General features: G+C 43.5%; 19 protein-coding genes and 1 pseudogene. 9 read left to right on the top strand and 11 right to left on the bottom strand.

The window, feature by feature from the left end; all coding sequences use genetic code 11:
- Positions 1-414: 414 nt before the first annotated feature.
- Both AB4558_RS06160 and AB4558_RS06155 read right to left on the bottom strand, forming a co-directional pair.
- Positions 415-1,530, bottom strand: a complete 1,116-nt coding sequence (locus AB4558_RS06160; protein ID WP_372158349.1) for a nickel/cobalt transporter — start codon at positions 1,528-1,530, stop codon at positions 415-417.
- Between the two features lie 94 nt (positions 1,531-1,624).
- Positions 1,625-2,347 (bottom strand): DUF1007 family protein, encoded by a 723-nt coding sequence (locus AB4558_RS06155; protein ID WP_372158346.1) that lies wholly within the window; start codon positions 2,345-2,347, stop codon positions 1,625-1,627.
- Positions 2,348-2,822: 475 nt separating this feature from the next.
- Here AB4558_RS06155 and AB4558_RS06150 point away from each other — a divergent pair, with 475 nt between their 5' ends.
- Positions 2,823-3,269 (top strand): NifB/NifX family molybdenum-iron cluster-binding protein, encoded by a 447-nt coding sequence (locus AB4558_RS06150; RefSeq protein ID WP_017059102.1) that lies wholly within the window; start codon positions 2,823-2,825, stop codon positions 3,267-3,269.
- Complete coding sequence (nqrM, locus tag AB4558_RS06145) at positions 3,266-3,463, top strand: (Na+)-NQR maturation NqrM (protein WP_017059103.1); 198 nt, start codon at positions 3,266-3,268, stop codon at positions 3,461-3,463. The genes AB4558_RS06150 and nqrM overlap by 4 nt, the downstream gene beginning before the upstream one ends.
- A gap of 63 nt (positions 3,464-3,526) precedes the next feature.
- Here nqrM and AB4558_RS06140 read toward each other — a convergent pair whose 3' ends face one another.
- Entirely contained in the window at positions 3,527-3,805 is a 279-nt protein-coding gene (locus tag AB4558_RS06140) for a DUF134 domain-containing protein (RefSeq protein ID WP_029235478.1), read from the bottom strand.
- Between the two features lie 34 nt (positions 3,806-3,839).
- On the opposite strand from AB4558_RS06140, the gene AB4558_RS06135 reads away from it, so the two are divergent.
- Both AB4558_RS06135 and AB4558_RS06130 read left to right on the top strand, forming a co-directional pair.
- On the top strand, positions 3,840-4,289 hold the full coding sequence (locus AB4558_RS06135; protein WP_017059105.1) for a PaaI family thioesterase: 450 nt from the start codon (positions 3,840-3,842) through the stop codon (positions 4,287-4,289).
- Between the two features lie 34 nt (positions 4,290-4,323).
- Positions 4,324-4,452: pseudogene (locus tag AB4558_RS06130) on the top strand (ABC transporter substrate-binding protein); the annotation flags it as partial.
- Between the two features lie 42 nt (positions 4,453-4,494).
- Here the strand turns inward: AB4558_RS06130 and AB4558_RS06125 are convergent.
- On the bottom strand, positions 4,495-4,698 hold the full coding sequence (locus AB4558_RS06125; protein ID WP_017059106.1) for a hypothetical protein: 204 nt from the start codon (positions 4,696-4,698) through the stop codon (positions 4,495-4,497).
- A gap of 364 nt (positions 4,699-5,062) precedes the next feature.
- On the opposite strand from AB4558_RS06125, the gene pnuC reads away from it, so the two are divergent.
- The 3 genes from pnuC to AB4558_RS06110 all read left to right on the top strand — a co-directional run bounded on the left by pnuC (position 5,063) and on the right by AB4558_RS06110 (position 7,340).
- Entirely contained in the window at positions 5,063-5,797 is a 735-nt protein-coding gene (gene pnuC / locus AB4558_RS06120; protein WP_372158343.1) for a nicotinamide riboside transporter PnuC, read from the top strand.
- A gap of 8 nt (positions 5,798-5,805) precedes the next feature.
- A complete protein-coding gene (locus AB4558_RS06115; protein WP_102320060.1) occupies positions 5,806-6,534 on the top strand; it encodes a nucleoside phosphorylase in 729 nt (242 codons plus the stop codon).
- Between the two features lie 125 nt (positions 6,535-6,659).
- On the top strand, positions 6,660-7,340 hold the full coding sequence (locus AB4558_RS06110) for a Crp/Fnr family transcriptional regulator (protein ID WP_017072032.1): 681 nt from the start codon (positions 6,660-6,662) through the stop codon (positions 7,338-7,340).
- 145 nt (positions 7,341-7,485) lie between these two features.
- Here AB4558_RS06110 and AB4558_RS06105 read toward each other — a convergent pair whose 3' ends face one another.
- From AB4558_RS06105 to AB4558_RS06080, 6 genes are all read right to left on the bottom strand, one after another.
- The gene (locus AB4558_RS06105; protein WP_017067877.1) at positions 7,486-9,189 is read right to left on the bottom strand and encodes an FAD-dependent oxidoreductase; all 1,704 of its coding nucleotides are present in this window, start codon (positions 9,187-9,189) and stop codon (positions 7,486-7,488) included.
- Between the two features lie 268 nt (positions 9,190-9,457).
- Positions 9,458-10,360 (bottom strand): VirK/YbjX family protein, encoded by a 903-nt coding sequence (locus AB4558_RS06100; RefSeq protein WP_372074110.1) that lies wholly within the window; start codon positions 10,358-10,360, stop codon positions 9,458-9,460.
- Positions 10,361-10,680: 320 nt separating this feature from the next.
- Complete coding sequence (locus tag AB4558_RS06095; protein ID WP_017059112.1) at positions 10,681-10,824, bottom strand: hypothetical protein; 144 nt, start codon at positions 10,822-10,824, stop codon at positions 10,681-10,683.
- 25 nt (positions 10,825-10,849) lie between these two features.
- Complete coding sequence (locus AB4558_RS06090) at positions 10,850-11,125, bottom strand: HU family DNA-binding protein (protein WP_065584244.1); 276 nt, start codon at positions 11,123-11,125, stop codon at positions 10,850-10,852.
- A 356-nt stretch (positions 11,126-11,481) separates the two neighbouring features.
- On the bottom strand, positions 11,482-12,177 hold the full coding sequence (locus AB4558_RS06085; RefSeq protein WP_017059114.1) for a VC0807 family protein: 696 nt from the start codon (positions 12,175-12,177) through the stop codon (positions 11,482-11,484).
- Between the two features lie 321 nt (positions 12,178-12,498).
- Positions 12,499-13,071 (bottom strand): YceI family protein, encoded by a 573-nt coding sequence (locus AB4558_RS06080; RefSeq protein WP_372074007.1) that lies wholly within the window; start codon positions 13,069-13,071, stop codon positions 12,499-12,501.
- A gap of 276 nt (positions 13,072-13,347) precedes the next feature.
- Between AB4558_RS06080 and AB4558_RS06075 the strand changes: the two genes are divergently transcribed.
- On the top strand, positions 13,348-14,064 hold the full coding sequence (locus AB4558_RS06075) for a DUF1826 domain-containing protein (protein WP_372074112.1): 717 nt from the start codon (positions 13,348-13,350) through the stop codon (positions 14,062-14,064).
- Between the two features lie 343 nt (positions 14,065-14,407).
- Positions 14,408-16,294: a methyl-accepting chemotaxis protein gene (locus tag AB4558_RS06070; RefSeq protein ID WP_081228642.1), complete on the top strand. Its 1,887-nt coding sequence runs from the start codon at positions 14,408-14,410 to the stop codon at positions 16,292-16,294.
- Positions 16,295-16,400: 106 nt separating this feature from the next.
- On the opposite strand, the gene AB4558_RS06065 is transcribed toward AB4558_RS06070, so the two are convergent.
- Positions 16,401-16,802, bottom strand: coding sequence for an ACT domain-containing protein (locus AB4558_RS06065; protein ID WP_136978817.1), 402 nt, complete (start codon positions 16,800-16,802; stop codon positions 16,401-16,403).
- Positions 16,803-16,870 lie beyond the last annotated feature (68 nt).

Raw genomic sequence — 16,870 nt, 5'->3', positions numbered from 1 at the left:
TGGAGTTTGATGTGAAATTTATTGGGTATAATTTCGGCTTGTTACTCAATTGATAAAACTGCTGCTCTATTTTTTTTCAAAATAGGAAGAGTGCGATCGTAGTTTCTGGATTGCGGAAGTTATGTCCTTATTTTCAAAAGGAGGGGGATAGTGCTCTAATATTGTTAGAACAATCTAAGTTAGTTTATGAAAGAGTAGCTAAGAATAGGAAAATCAAAGTTGGATGTAGGTTTGTTACAGAACTACATAGAGCGCGCTGTTCTGAATGGCTGACTACTAACCTAACTGGCTGTGCAAAGTTAGGTTAGTAGAAATTATGTGGCTGTTAATTCAGATTTGAGAGATAAGGGCTAGTGTTTTTTAGTAAAAATGGTAAAGGTCGCAATAAACTGAGGTTTGTTATTACATCGTTCGCTACATAGTGAAAACAGGCGACATACCGCTGTCTTGTCCACTCATTAGCAACAAGCCAATTAAGACAAGTAAAACACCACCGAATAGCTGTAAATAATGACCTGCGGCTTTTAGTGAAGCACTGTTATTCTTGTTACCTGCTGCCAAGTAGCGTTTCACTAAGTGTTTGCCTGTTAGCGTCATCATTGCAATTAAAGAGGTTGTTAGTGCTGTGCCTATGGCCATCGCAAAGGCACTCAATACGCCCATCCAATATAGGCCAACCATGTTTGCGAAAAGCAGTACCATGATGGCTCCGGTGCACGGTCTTACGCCAATCGTCACTATAATTCCAGCATATTCTCGGAGCGTTGAGGCTTTGTTGATTGCGTCTGCATCGGCTACATGCTGGTGGCCGCACCCACAGTCGGCATGAGAATGATCTGCATGAGTGTTAGCTGCGGCTTGCATTGTGCTAGTAGCGTCGATTATCGGAGAAGGGGCTGATATTGATGAACGAAGTGCCATTGGCGAACGAAGTGCCATTGGCGAACGCGCTGAAATTGTCGCAGCTGTGTCTGTTGCGAGTGTAGTGATGGCTTTCACTTTCAGCTTAGGCTTACGCATAGCGGTGTAGATGTTTTTCAAAGCCTTCCAACATATAAGTGCGCCGACGACCGCGACTAAGGCAAAGCTTAATGAAACAAACATATTCGCTTTGTCATTCACTACTCGCATGGAAGCACTAAAGCCCCACAGCAACACGCTTACTAGTAAGATTGCGACCAATGCTTGTAAAAAAGCGGAGACGACCGTAAGCACTAAACTCGCCTTGGCTTTGGTTGGGTGAGTCGCTAAGTAAGTCGACACGATAACTTTGCCGTGCCCAGGCCCCAAAGAATGAAGCATGCCATAGATAAAGCTGAACCCGATAAGGTAACTGCCTGCGCCCCAAGGGTTGGATTTAGCTTCATAGAGCAGGTCTGCAAGTTCTGAATTGACTTCTCTTTGCCATTGAATGCTAGAGATAACTAACGATGGCCACATGGACCACAGTTGATACGCACCAATAGCAATAAGCATGAACGCGCCAGCACCAATGAGGTAGTGATTGATTTTGGATTGATTTTTCTTCATTTAACAAGAACCTATATCTGAAATCTTTCTGTTAATTAGTTGCCATGCTTAATCAGCTAGACGCTGACTTAAAGGCTGAAACGAATCACTGCGACTAAGAAGCGGGAACCGCCGCACAATGAAGCTCAACCGATTGTGTAAACAGTTGGCCTAGCGTGTTATCTGGATCTGCATCGACAGGTAAAGACATTGCATAACTCATTTGCTCTGGCGTCGGGTTAGGCTCGATTAATTCTAAATGGCATTGTCTTGCCAGTTCAGGTGACAATGTCACGTCGCTGTTGGATAGCCACGAAATGTCGACAAAGTAACTAGGGTCAAAAATCAATACGCGAAGCGAGTTTCGTGTCACAGGCTTAGGTTTAGAAAGTGGTAGGTCAAATGTTAGAACCATCTTGGCTTTATCACGCTCAAACTTTGCGTTCTCAACCACCTGATATTTGATGGGCTCTTCACCATCATAAAAGTACGTGAAGTAGTGCTCGTACATCATGTTTTCGATTACAGACGCAGCGAGCTTTTTGAATGTTTCAGTTTCTGTATCGGCAGAGACGTCTTCTCCATCCAACATGTACATCGAGGTCATTGCATCAAAAGACCACTCCATAGAGAGACCGGTGATCATGCCATTCTCTCCCTCAATATGAGTTTTCATCTCTATCCAAGAGTGAGGATGGGCATATAGATTTGGCGCAAAACACAATAATGCTAGGCCAACAGTCAAGCCCTTGAGAGAGCGAAAGCATGTCGAGAAACGGCTTACATAGCGTGTGGAGAGGCGATTGATGACATCGATTAGAATAAATGGCTGTTTCATGAGAAATGATGGTAATTTAGTGTGATGTTATATTATAACAACTCGATGCGTTGTTCACTTCAAATTATAAGCTTGTTTACATTGAAGCCGACTGCAATTCTTGATTTTCAATCCAACCTATTTTTCCTATAAACATCTTTGATTGGTCCCTAATTCGACATTATTCAGACTAGTGTGTGACGTTGAATAGTCGATTAAGCTCTCGGTTGTGCGAGGCCTTTTTGTAATGGGTTTGAGCTTGGCTCTTGATAACAGGCATTAACAACGCAAAAAATACCCCCAGTAAAAATACTACCCCCTAGTATATATGGTTATTTGAAAGGTAACTGAGATAGGCTGAAGATGACGGTAAGTTTGGGTGCTTGTGATCTTCGTTATCGATCCAGTAAATCTTATTTTTCACATGATAGTTATTGGCATATGCCAATAATGGGGCGTATGCTGAACTCCTGATCATCAATAACAGGAAGTTACTATGTTATACGCAGTACCTTGTCGCGACCTTCATGTTGGCAACCACTTTGCTCGTTCCCCACAGATCGCGATTGTCGATGAACAACGACAGATAAAACAGATTGTTCCTTTGATTGACTCCGACACCTCTTGCAATAAAAAGAAGCAATGGATTTCGGTTCTCCGTTCTTACGATGTGAAATCTGTGGTGGTTCGTTATATTGGTAAGAAGATGCTGGCGCACTTGTTCAATAACGATATTCGAGTCTTGGCATCGACAGGTAAGGCAGAAATCGGGGCTTTGGATTTCGACAATCTACGGGAAGTGACCGATCTCGATTATGGTCGCGAGCCGAGAAATAGTGGGTGTGGCAATAAAACGTGCGGCGAAAACGGGCACAAAAAACAAGCTTCGATTCTAATGGTACAGCCTAATCAGCTAGGTGCTATTCGAGGGTTCCGACAATGACCTTTTTGTTGACGCTATTGGGGTTTGTCGGAGTCGTTACATTGATGGCGATAGGCGTGATTTTTTCGCGCAAGCCAATCAAAGGCAGCTGTGGAGGATTGGCGCAGTTAGATATTGAGCGTGAATGCAATTGCAAGGATGTGTGTGAAGGGCAAAGCAAAAAGCTGTATCAGATTACTGAGCCATCAAGCTAAGTATCGAAGTAAGCATCAGAGTTCTCGCTCACTGAGTTAAATAACTTCTGGCTAACACGTTAATTAACTACTTTGAATCACCAACGCGTGACCATTGACGATGCACTTGGCGACTTTAGCTCGTGCACGCTTGATAATGTTGCCGAACGTTTGGCGAGACACCTGCATTTGTTCAGCGGCTTCAAGCTGGCTCAGGCCTTCTTGATCAGCCAAGCGCAAGGCTTCGAGCTCTTCCAATAGCAATTCTTCTTTATGAAGCTCGTCCATAGGAACACCATTGGGCTTAAAACAAGAGTAAGCCGTACGGGTACACAACTGGCGATGTTTTTTTGGTCGAGCCATATCAATCTCTAGCAATCTATGGGTAAAGGTAAGTATGAAGGTTTTCTTTCCACACAATCATCGGCGTTGCCAAGTGTGCAGCCAAGGTTTTTTCAACGACAGCGCCATTTGTTTTGAAGCTATTGGCGAGCATGACACTTTAACTAAGCATGAGGCAGTAGCTAAATATAAAACCAGAGCCAAGATTGTACCAACAGATAAAGCTGAGGGCTACGATGGCATCATGCAAGGTGGCATTGTCACTACATTGCATGACAGCGCGATGTTGCATTGTCTATTTCAGAATGATATCAAGGCGATGACGGTGAGTTTAACCTCTCGTTTTCATCATCCGATTTTGATTGGTCAAGAACTGGAAGTTCGTGCCCAGTGGGTGAAAAGTAGACGTAATATCTACTTCCTAGAAAGCCAAATTACTCAGTGCGGAAAGTTATGTTCGTCGGCACAAAGTCAGTTTATGTCAGTTTCTAGCTATCAAACTTAAGCTTGGTATAGCGGTGTTGTTTTATCAGTTATAAAAGTCCAACTACGGTTTCATAATCACTGAAAATAACGTGTACGAAGAAGAGATTAACCGCGCCCTGTTGAAGATTCGTGAGTCACGAAAGTGGCGTAAAATCTTGGTCGATTATTTCGCAGATCAGTAATCGAAATTAGAGGCTTATTCAAAAGCTTTTGGACTTTCGCCGTTACAGTTGATCTGAATCTGAGGCCTTGATCTTTTTGAAGTATTTAAATGCACTCCAAACCGCGTAAGCCGCAACCCCTACAATCAATGCCGAGCGAAGGAGAATAGGCGCATCATGCTCAAGTTGACCAACATGAGGAACAATACTGGCAAACAATCGACTGGTAAAAAGCAGCCCCATTACTAACATAATTACTTTATTCATGTGACCTGCCATACAATTGAGTACGTTGCACAGAACGAGTTTTGGGGCGATTACACGGTTAACACGCCAGACAACGATTCTGCTCGAAATAAAATCATGCGCTTCTCAAACGTAACCGTCAATGCGATATCGGCGTTAAGCCAGTAAGCTAAAATTTCGTTTTTGGAAGGGGGCTGTTCTGGTGCTGGAGTTTCGAGTTCGAGACTGTGGAAGGGCTATGACATCTTCCCGTGAAATTGATTTTCCGGATTTAATATTCTGATTTATGATCGCATGCATTCTAGGGGGGACAAATGTCCTCCTTTTTATTTGGAGAGGCGCAATAAAATAGGTGCCACTAAAACAAATAATAAAGGACACATCTATGGACCTATTCGCTCTACTTGATATCAACAATACTTTAGTCAATATCCCAATAGGGGATGGCTACGCAATGAGCTGGATTGAAGCATTCGTCACCGTGTTTGGTTTGTTGTGTATTTGGTTTGCAAGCCAAGAAAAAACCATTAACTACCTGTTCGGATTGCTGAATGTCACCTTATTCGCGGTTATCTTTTTCCAAATTCAGTTATACGGACTGTTACTTCTACAACTCTTTTTCTTTTGCGCCAACATTTACGGTTGGTACGCATGGACACGTCCTAATGAGCAAGGTGAAACGCTAGAAGTTCGTTGGTTGAGCCAAAATAAACTAGTAGCAACGGCCGTAGCGTGTGCGATTTCTATTGCTTTGTTAACTATGTACATCGACCCATTCTTTTTTGCGCTAGCAAACATCGCGGTAGATAGCCTGAATCTATTTGGTGCGGATTTAGCGGAGCCAGTGCTTGAACCGGATGCGTTCCCATTCTGGGATGCCACGATGACCATTCTATCTATTGTTGCTCAAGTTCTTATGACACGTAAGTATGTTGAAAACTGGATACTGTGGATTGTGATTAACATTATCAGCGTTGGTATTTATGCGACGCAGGGTGTGTACGCAATGTCTGTTCAATACGCAATCTTAATGTTTATTGCGGCAAACGGTACTCGTGAGTGGGCACGCACAGCTAAACGAAACAGTGATAAATCGTTAACTCAAGCAACGGCTTCTTAGGAGTGAAGATGGCAAAGCAACCTCATATCTGCGTTGATGAAACGCAAATTGCTCCGTTAGTTATTGTTTGTGGTGAGCCAGATAGAGCGAATCGAATCGCTAACTTGCTTGAACATGCTGAACTGGTCTCTGAAAACCGTGAATATCGAATCTTCACTGGTCAATATCAAGGTAAAGCGATATCGGTTTGCAGCACGGGCATTGGTGCACCTTCAATGATCATTGCGGTAGAAGAGCTTAAGTTTTGTGGTGTGACTCATATCATCAGAGTAGGGTCTGCAGGTGCGATGCAGTCACATATCGGGCTTGGTGAGCTAATTATTGCAGAGGGCGCGGTTCGCGATGAGGGTGGTTCTACCGCTTACGTTAAGCCGTCGTATCCCGCCTATGCAAGCTTCTCTCTGCTTAAAGAGCTAGACAAGTTCTTGCAGCAGCAAACAACACCTTACTATTTGGGCACGGTACGCTCACACGACAGTTTTTATACCGATGACGAGAAGGCGCTTTGTCAGTACTGGAATGGCAAAGGCATTTTAGGTGCAGACATGGAAACATCCGCGCTGTTTACCGTGGGACGCTTGAGAGGGCTTAATGTCGCTTCTATCTTGAACAATGTTGTCTTGTACGAACAAGATGTAAAGGAGGGCGTTGGGCAATATGTCGATGAGGCAGAGGTAATGATGCAAGGAGAGCGGCTAGCGTCATTAGCGGCACTGGAAGCATTAATTACTCAATAAGAGCCTGAATAAATGCAAGACGAAAGCGATGGGAGACCGTCGCTTTTTTATTGGGTTCTCTCCTGTGGTTTAAGTGGTTACAATCGTTTGAATATAGACAGCAGTAATGCAATGAGAGAGTAAGTATGAAGATTGCACCATACTCAAGCGGACGCTTTAAAAACTACTTAGAACAAAAAAGCTCTGAATTTAGAGATCTCATCTACCAACACCAAGTTAACTCTCGTTACTTCAATCAAAATGATGAAATCCTACGTCAAGGTGAGCAGCTTCAGTATCTTTATGTAGTGCCCGCTGGAAGAGTCTCTATGAGTATTTCGGCGGCTAATGGGCGACGCTTTCAATTGGGCGAAGTGAATTGTGATTATCATATCTTCGGTGAGATGGAGTTTTTCACGCAGACCCCTTGTCAGTGGAACGTAGTGGCTGATGAACACATGCAAGTTGATGTTATTTGTATCCAGAAACTATCAGAAGCGCTACATGAAAATCCGGAGATGATGTTCTTTTTCGCCTCTGCATTAGCGGAAGATTATCAAGACTCTATGGGCATTTACACTAATCGTCTTTTACACTCAATTACCTACAACATTGCCTACGACTTATTGGTTCAAAGTCAGACAAATACTGTGTTAGGCGGTTTCGATAAAGTGAATCAAGAAGCGGAACGTTTTGGCACATCGAGCAGAGTGTATCGAAGAGCGGTTAAAGACCTATTAGACAAGGGTTTCATCAGAAAAGGAGATCAAGGGTTAGAAATTGTCGATCAGCGAGCACTGCAAGCTTTTATTGACTCCTACGAATAATAAAAGAGCTTGGCACTTACTTAAATGCCAAGCTCGGTTTTTCAATGTTTACTATTAACTACTCGCATCTATTTATGAGCGACTTTCTCTCAGCAACTAGCCCGTAAGTGTCCGCGCACCATTACCGGCGACTAAGTATTAATCCTTAAGCTTTTGCATACATGAGTGTTCTATAACCACCGATTAAGTTGCGTGCTTTAAAGCCGTTGTTGACGAGTTGGCGATAAGCCACGTTACCACGTAACCCGACTTGGCAGTAGATTACAATCTCTTTGTCTGCTGGGAGCTCACTCATTCGATCACGCAGTTGGTCGACAGGAATGTTGATTGCGCCTTCAATAAAGCCACCATTTTCTAGTTCGCTAGGGTTACGAACATCGAGTAGGAGTTGGTTGTCGCTTAATGTTGCAATCTCATCGAAATGAATAGGTGTCGCGTCACCTTTAATAATATTGTTGGCAACAAATGCGGCTTGGTTAATCACGTCCTTGGCACTCCCGTAAGGTGGTGCATAGGTTAATTCAAGGTGTTGAAGCTGATCAACGGTCATACCTGCACGTTGAGCTACTGCCATAACATCAATGCGTTTATCTACGCCATCTTTACCGACGGCTTGCGCACCTAGTATTTTCCCTGTCTTAGGGGCGAATAACATCTTGAACGAGACAATCTCAGCGCCAGGATAGTAGCTAGCGTGGCTTGCGGTATGCACATAGACTTTTTCATAGTCGACGCCTTCACGCTTCAACTGTTTTTCGTTTTTCCCTGTTGAGGCAACGGCTAGGTCAAAAATCTTACAGATAGCTGTGCCCTGTGTACCTTGATAGATTTCATTGCGTCCGAGCATGTTGTCGGCAGCCATACGACCTTGACGGTTAGCAGGGCCAGCAAGCGGAACTAGAGTTTGTGCACCTGTGACAAAGTCTTTTTCTTCGACCACATCACCCACAGCGTAGATGCTAGGATCGCTAGTCTGCATCATTTCATTGGTGTAGATACCACCTAGTTCGCCAATTTGAAGTCCTGCTTCTTTTGCTAACTTAGTCTCAGGACGCACACCGATAGCCATGATTAAGATATCAGTAGTTAATGACTCGCCATTATTAAGTGTTAATTCTAATTCACCCTCTATGTGTTGGTGCTTCTCGCTCTCGCCTGAATCAAAACTTGCGATGTGTTCGTTAGGTATATATTTCACAGACTCAAGCGCGACGCCGAGTTTTAGGTCGATGCCTTTGTCACGAATCTCCGCATGGGCAAAGCCGGCCATTTCCCGGTCTACTGGCGTCATTACTTGGTCAGCCATCTCAATCAACGAAGTCTTGATCCCAAGCTGATGAAACGCTTCCATCATTTCCAAGCCGATAAAGCCACCGCCAACAACTGTCGCGTGCTCAGGTTTATTCATTTGGATTGTTTCGATGATGCGATCCATATCTGGAATATTGCGTAGTGAATGGGTGAGGGGGTTATCGATTCCTGAGATGGGAGGAACGACGGCACCGGCTCCAGGGCTGAGTAATAAGAAGTCGTAACTCTCGCTGTAGTGATTACCATCAACAAGATTTTTGACTGTAACGGTTTTATTGGTGCGATCAATAGAGGTAACTTCGTTCATCACTCGTGCGTCAACGTTGAAGCGAGCTAAGAAGCTTTCAGGTGTTTGTAACAGAAGCTTGCTTCTATCCTCGATATCGCCACCTATGTGGTATGGCAATCCACAGTTGGCAAAAGAGACGAATGGTCCTCGTTCAAACATTATGATTTCGGCTTCTTCACTAAGACGACGAGCGCGTGCAGCAGCTGAAGCACCTCCAGCTACGCCACCGATGATTACAATTTTAGTCATACGTTTACCTATTACTGTCTCTAAGTTTAACTATACAAATTGCCGAGCATAGAGCTTGTATCTTCTTAATGATCAGTACTGGCTGGTCGCCGGCGATTGAGTAGTTTTCGAAATACCTAGATACTATAAAGATGTAAATTAGCATTGTCTAATATTTATTTTGAAGCTATCACCTCGGGATTGAGCGTTTGGTCCAAGGGCTGTGATTAGACTAAAGCACGCTAGTAAAGGTAATACGCGTTAGCGAGTCGAGTACAGGTTAGCCAAATTAACTGTCATGAGCATAATGAACAGGATCACGGATGTGCTGACTGATTACGTTCTTCAGATCTTGTTCATACAGATCTAGCCAGGCATAACGCTCGCGATACAACTTACGCTTTTGACGTTTTAGAGCTTCAAGATCTTTCCTGTTCGGGTTTGTCGGGAGACGATAGAAATAGTTATCATGCACCTGTCCATCGTGCTCTTCCCACAGACTGTCGTATTTAAGGCTGATGTCTTTGTTTTTCTTACCGTAGCGTAATGAGTTCGAGACATGACCAGACTCTTTTACCGCATAGATATTGTCGATACCCAAGTTAATAGCGAGCAGTCGTAGTGTTTCTACCATGAAGGATTTAGGTCTTAAACCGTAAAAAGCTTTGGTGAATGTGCGGCTAAATCCATTGTCATTGGCGCCACCCTGTATACCGCCGATGTAGATGTTGTTGTCGAAAACAGTAAACGAAATGGTATACATTTTTTCGAGTTGAGAGTTGGTCAATGAAATTGTCAGTTCACCTTCTTTTCTCGCGTTTCTTTCGAAGCTGAGATTAACCAGATAAACGTTGTCATCTATCTCAAGTTTTAAAAGATTGAGCCTTTCGTTATAGATTTGGTGTCTAGCTTCTGTTGCGAAGGTGTTTTCAAACCAGTCGTAGTGTTTGGATAAGATATCGATCTTTTCTTTATTGCTAAAGCCAGTACATAAGTAGGGAGTCACAAATTTAGAAAGGAAGTTGGGTTGCTTGATAAATAATAACTTTCTCTCTTCAGAGTTGAAACTATTACTCATTTTTCGAGTAGCTGAATAATAAAACAGGGCTCGAATAGTAAACTTAACTATCGCTTTGTACTTACCCTTATTTTTATGGGTATTTGCTTCAATCCCCATGCGAACGACATTCATAATCACCTCAAAGAAGAAGGATTGCTCGAACATAGTCGTGTCATGAACCCTTCCAATAATCTCACCAATAACAAGAAAATGATGATAGTGAAAAAGGTGATTTGGGTAAGTATGGATATGTATAGCTATGTAACTCAATCAGTTACTTAGCGTTCAGATTTTGGACAGATGTGTTTGTCGCTTTAGTGGGGAGGGGTATCAATGTTATTTATTAGAGGCGCTTGCTCCTAAATCAAAAATGCCACTACAAATCTGCAGTGGCATTAGAACGATAACAAACTATCACCTTGCTTAAACCTAAACTTTAGTTCTTATATAAACTAAAGTTCTAACAGTTTAGCCAGTTCACGCTCTTCGAGAAGCTCTTCAATGCGTTGACGAGTCTTAGGCGTTTCGGCTTGCGCTTTAGTCGACTTGCCTGCTTTTTTGCTTCGGCTCGTTTTCGCTTTTTCCTTAGTCGTCATCGTAATCTTCCTTGTGTTTTTTGTGTTACAGGTTGCACGTCTCTTTTAGTGCCTTGCCCGCTTTAAATGCTGGCGTCTTTGATGGGGCAATCTGAATCTCTTCTCCGGTTCGCGGGTTACGACCAGTGCGAGCAGCTCGAGAGTTAACTTTAAAGCTACCAAATCCAAGGATCGATACGTCATCACCGTTCGCAAGCGAAGTAGAGATACCTTCAACTAGCGCATTTAGTGCTGTGCCTGCTTGGTCTTTTGAGATGTCTGCAGAAGTCGCGATGTGTTCAACTAATTGAGATTTGTTCATAATCTATATTCCTTATTGAGTACGGCTGGCGTCTACCTTTAGCACCTAGCTTATGCGATCTTATCAACAGCAATTGAAATAATGTCAGTGAGCGGGTAGAGCTTTGTAAAGTAACCAACAGAATTGACTATAAAAGCATCTGTCGGTTCAATCAATGCAATTCATTGATTATTATTGGTTTATAGACATGTTGCCCAAATTTACTTGAGAAAAGAGCATTAGGGTTGCCCGTTCGATTCATAATCCAAATCGAAGCTGTCATCTATCACGTTGATAACGAAAGAGTAAAAACAAAGAAGCCCAGCTTAATTGCTGGGCTTCATGTTGTGCTGTCAGAGCGATTTGTTAATTCAGAACTATTTAGTAATAAAAATTTGTTCTGTTTCTAGTGATGTCATCGTGCGAACTTGACGCCAAATGTAGTAGAAAATACCTAACATCATCAGCATGCTTGGGATGGCGATTGCTGGGTAGCTGTAAAGTGTCAGCTTGCCAAGTTCTTCATTAAAGGCAGCGGTGCCAGCAGGGCTAGTCACAATCCAAGTCGCTAGGAAGTAGTTCATAGCTGAAGAAAATGCGAAAGTACTCGCGAATAGGTAGTTGGATGTCATTAGACAACGATCAAACTTTGCTTGGTTACCGAACTGCTTTAGGCGCTCTTCAATAAGAGAGATATTTAACAGGGCCGGTGTGAAGATAACTTTCTGGATAAACGGGTAGCGGGTGAAGGTTGAGCCAAGAACCGCCAAACCAATTAGACCAGGGATTAATGCTTCTTTTAGTGCTAACCAACGAGTGTCTAGCTCAAAGAAACCAATACCGCCCGTCAATAGCACGCTTACAAAGCCGAGCGCAGCGATGAAGTTGAACTTCTTATTGCGGATTAACTCCATGCCACCATAAGCAATAGGGAAGGCAAGGGCAACAAGCAAAGCTAAGCCTGTTCCGAGATGCTCATCTCCACTGAACTTCATTAAAATGAATGAAGGAAGAAAGACGTTAAACACGACTTCGAAAAGAGGACTCGATTTTTTGTTTTCTGTGTTACTCATAATTTCTAAATACATTATGTTATGGATTTGTTCTCAGGGATTGTTGTTTACCTCGTCCAAGATGTAAAGCCTTAAGGCGTCATGCTGTGTAACGACATGTGACATCAACGACATCTCTGAGCCTATATAACGCTCAATTTAATACTTTGTGAGGGATGTTTATCTGGCCGACTTGGGGAAATCGAGTGGAAATTTTGGTTTAGTTTATTCAAACCTAATTCAGTTTATTGCGTTGTCGCGTACTCTTACTCACATTCACCGCTCTCAAACGATTGATGAATGTGAAATGAGGGAGAATAGAAAGGAATAGTTATAAGTCCATTATTGGTCGAAAAGTAGGTTAAAGCTTAAAGGGATTTGGTCGGAAATCGCTAATTCACCCACGGTCGCTGAAAGTTTGTTTAGATTCTCTGTCGATATCCCAAAATCAGCGCCGTTGACGATGATTGTCGAAGCTGAGCTAACCATGACAAACCCTGAGGATGGAACCACCACAACTGGGAAGTCGATCGTTTTGGTTACGCCGTGTAAAGTAACTTCCGCTGCTACTGTTGTTCTTTTTGGATCACCAGATAGCATCGACGGTTCAACCTTCCCAGAGATCTTCACTTCAGGAAAAGTCATCGATTCAAAGTAGAGTTCATTCAGTCTCTGGTCACGAATAGCGACTCCGGTGCTCACGCTTTTCAAGTCCAATACTATTGAAAACTGACCCTCTTCGGTAAGCCCTCCAGACATAGGTTTGATGGATGCGGGCTCGACAACAAACTGCTTTTTAATGGTCGCGAATGTGATGTTCGATAACTTCGGATCTAATGTGTAGCCCGACTCCGCGAAAGATTGAGCGGAGATAACGGTGCATAGGAGGCCGAATGTAGAGATTAGTTTTTTCATAAGTTGTCACCAGATTGATGAATTCACAGGTTTACGTTCTTGAGTCGTACGTTTTTAAAATGACTTTTTGGAAAGAGTGATTGAGAGAAGCTTAGTTCAGCATTCGAAAAATTACCGCAGGAAAAGAAGAGCGTCGCTGTATTACTGGAATCATGATCGACGAAGTGACTTGTTTATTTTTGGTTATGTTATAACATAACCAAAATCACTCTTGCCAAGAATAATTATTCTGTTGGTAAAAGGGAAGCGATGAGCATGTATCAAGGAGACGACGTAATGAATGCCGTGTTAACCAAGCCTTTGGCTACCAATAGCAGCCAGCCACTCAACATTAGTTCAGCTGTGAGTATTCAGGATAAGGCAAATCACAAGCCAAGCTTGAGTGCTTCTGAGCAGCCAACGGTATTAGCGGATATCTACCAAAGTGATATTAATATAGCGGTATGGCAGCGACAGTTTGATGAAGGCTTAACGACGGCAATTAGTGAATTTATCGCCTTGAATCCAAACTTTAGTAAGTCTGTTAGCGTGTCACCTGATAATGCTTTCGATAAGTTGGAATTTGCTACCGATGGCACCGCCTCTAAAGCGCTATTAGAAAACATGGCAGAGCTGGTGGATATGTTCTGTTGTTTGTTTGAGCTTGAAGAAGTCGGGTTGCGTTTAGCCGTTCTGAATAAAGCGATGTGCCCACGTTTCCATTTTGATCAAGTGCCTTGCCGCTTGGTGACAACTTATCATGGTGTTGCGACTCAATGGTTGCCAAACGAGTTAGTCGACCGTTCTAAGCTAGGGCTAGGGGCTAACGGAAAGCCTGATTCTGTTTCAGGCCTGTACAACGACGAATCTGACATCCAGAAAATGGCCAGTGGTGATGTTGCGTTATTAAAAGGGGAGCGTTGGAGTGGCAATGAGAATAGAGGCCTTGTTCACCGTTCACCAGTCACTTCATCTGACGAAACACGATTGCTGTTAACGTTGGACTTTGGTTGATCAACTTTTGACTATTTAGTTCGCAACCTGTTTCTATTCAGACGTTCAACTCATTTAAATACCTTCCTAATGAGCTAACGGCATGGCGCGATCTGTGCCGTTATTATTCTCAAACAGAGACACTCATCAGCTGACCATGTTTAGCACATTAATTCAAAATTTAGAGTTTACCATTCTCTAAATCAATGGGTTACGATGCGTGCACTTACTCACATATATCAATATTTCAGTTCCTCATCGGTTTCTTAATTTATTTTAAAGCGTAAAATATATCCCGCTTGCAAACCTCTTTGGCAACCAATTTGTTCGCCACGGTTTTTTACTTCCACATTATAGGTTTCCTATGTTCAAGAAACTCTCGCTTAAAAATAAACTGGCGATTTCAGCCAGTATGGCCATTATCCTGGGGGGGATCTTGGTCGAGGCATTGTCTTTTCGTGCTTCATTGCAAAGGTTGGATACAGAAGTTGAACAGCGTTTAGAAGGCGCATCGGCTTCTTACAATCAATATGTATCGGATTGGATCTTATCCAAAGAGCGTGCGCTTACTTCTCTTTCGAAAGAATCCAAACAAGAAAGCTTGGTGACTCACCTAAAACAGGTTCGTGATTCAGCCTCTTTTGATAATGTCTTCTTGGCGTTTCCAGACGGTTCGCAAAAGAACGCAAACGGAGTGGTATTGCCGCCCGGCAATGATGACCCACGTCTATGGGGTTGGTACACCAACGCGGTAGCAAACCCTAGTAAGGTGTTCATGGATAATCCAACGGTTGCAGCTGCAACTGGGGCGAATGTTGTGTCGCTGGGTACTGCCATGCAATTACATGGTCAACAGGTTGTGTTAGGCGCGGATGTTGAAATTACCGACATTCTTAATAGCCTAGAGCAAGTGATTCTTCCGGGTGAAGGTTACATGTTCATCGCGACCAATAAAGGCACGGTTTATACGCACCCTGACACCAAGTTACTGAACAAAAATATCAGCTCACTTGGGTTAGATTTTGCGGACGTACAAAAGGCGCTGACTAGCGGTAAAGACACTTCTATCGAGTTGAATGGCAGCGACTATGTTCTGTACGCACGTGCGATTGATGGAACGAGCCTGATTACTGTGAGCGTTGTTAACCATGACTCTCTGGTTGCGCCACTATTTGATGCAGTGATTGGTCAAGTGTTGGTGACGCTACTTGTGGTGATCGTATGTACCATACTGTTTAACCTGTTGTGTACGATTCTATTCCGCCCGTTGAACCACGTTTCTCAAGCACTGGCGCAAATCGCGAATGGTAGTGGTGATTTAACTCAACGCATTCATGTTGAAAACCAAGATGAAGTGGGCGAGTTGGCTCATAACTTCAATACCTTTGTTGGAAGCTTACAGCAGTTGATTGGCCATATCCGTGGGCAGTCAGAACAGCTAAACAGCCAGTCAGAGCAAAGTGCTCAGCGTGCGAACCGTTCGGTGGATGAGCTTAATCATCAGCAGCAAGAAATCACTATGGTCGCGACGGCCGTAACTGAAATGGCGAGCGCCACGCAAGAGATAGCATCGCATGCCGAGCAAACAGCAAAAGCGGCGCAAGATTCAGCGACAAGCACTAACAGTGGTCACGCTCTGGTTGTGGATACCAAAGGTTCAATCAATAACCTAGCCAATGAAGTTAATGAAGCGGGTAGTGTGATTAGCGAACTTAACAAGCATGCTCAAGAGATCTCGACTGTACTCGCAACGATTCAAGGCATTGCAGAGCAAACCAACTTACTTGCTTTGAATGCTGCGATTGAAGCGGCTCGTGCTGGCGAACAAGGTCGTGGCTTTGCTGTGGTTGCTGATGAAGTACGTGTGCTTTCGCAGCGCACTCACTCTTCAACGGAAGAGATCAAATCAACAATTGATATCCTGCAGCGTACAACGGCGCAAGCGGTTGAGCTGATGGAGAGCAGTTCTAAGTTGGCAATACATTCAGTAGAAGATGCCGATCGAGCTTCGCATGCGCTTGAAGAGATCAATACTGCAGTTGCTTTGATCAGCGATATGGCGACTCAAATCGCGACGGCTGCTGAAGAGCAAACACATGTGACGGGTGAAATTACCCAGAACGTGACGACCATTAAAGATGTTACCGACCACTTAGTTGTGGGCGCACAGGACAGCTTAACTGAGTCGAACGAACTTAAGAGCCAAGCCGCTGGCTTAAGTGACAAAGTGGCGACTTTTAAGCTTGCTTAACTGGTTCGCTCACTGATGCCTGATCAGTGAGTGTACGTTAAGCAATAAGCCAAAGCGACGTAGATTACGTCGCTTTTTTTGTATTTGTGAGTAATCGAATTCTTTACTAATCTACTTCTGAAAACTCTTTCAGCGCACTCATTGCAGCTTCTGCTTTGTCTTTTTGAACGAAGATGTGGTCGTGATAGTAGCCCGCAACCACGTTAGCGCTAATGCCGTAAGAGCCAAGCTTTGTCGCAAACGCCGCCGTTAATCCAACCGCTTCAAGGCTCGAATGTACCGATAAAGTGATAAGGCTAAATACACCGTCGAAGTTTAGCTGAGCTTTGGTCGCAACTTCTTCTTTCAGAACCAGTGTTAAACCTTCTTTCTCACGAAAAGTCGAGATTGGATTGAGCTGAACATAGTCTGCCAATCCCCCGCCTACAGTACAAAAAACATAGCTCCCGTCGATTAATTCTGGTGACATGGATTTCAGTAGAAGGTCTAGGTCGGTAATGGCAGCCATAGTCAGTTTCCCTGCGTGAATAAGCTAATTGATGATGTATGCAGTCACGATAGAAGCAACTGACAGTT

Source organism: Vibrio sp. 10N.222.51.C5, from assembly GCF_041474575.1.
GTDB classification, from domain to species: Bacteria; Pseudomonadota; Gammaproteobacteria; order Enterobacterales; family Vibrionaceae; genus Vibrio; species Vibrio crassostreae_C.
Note: the sequence above shows the minus strand (reverse complement) of the source record. Positions and strands in the feature narration are given on the sequence as shown.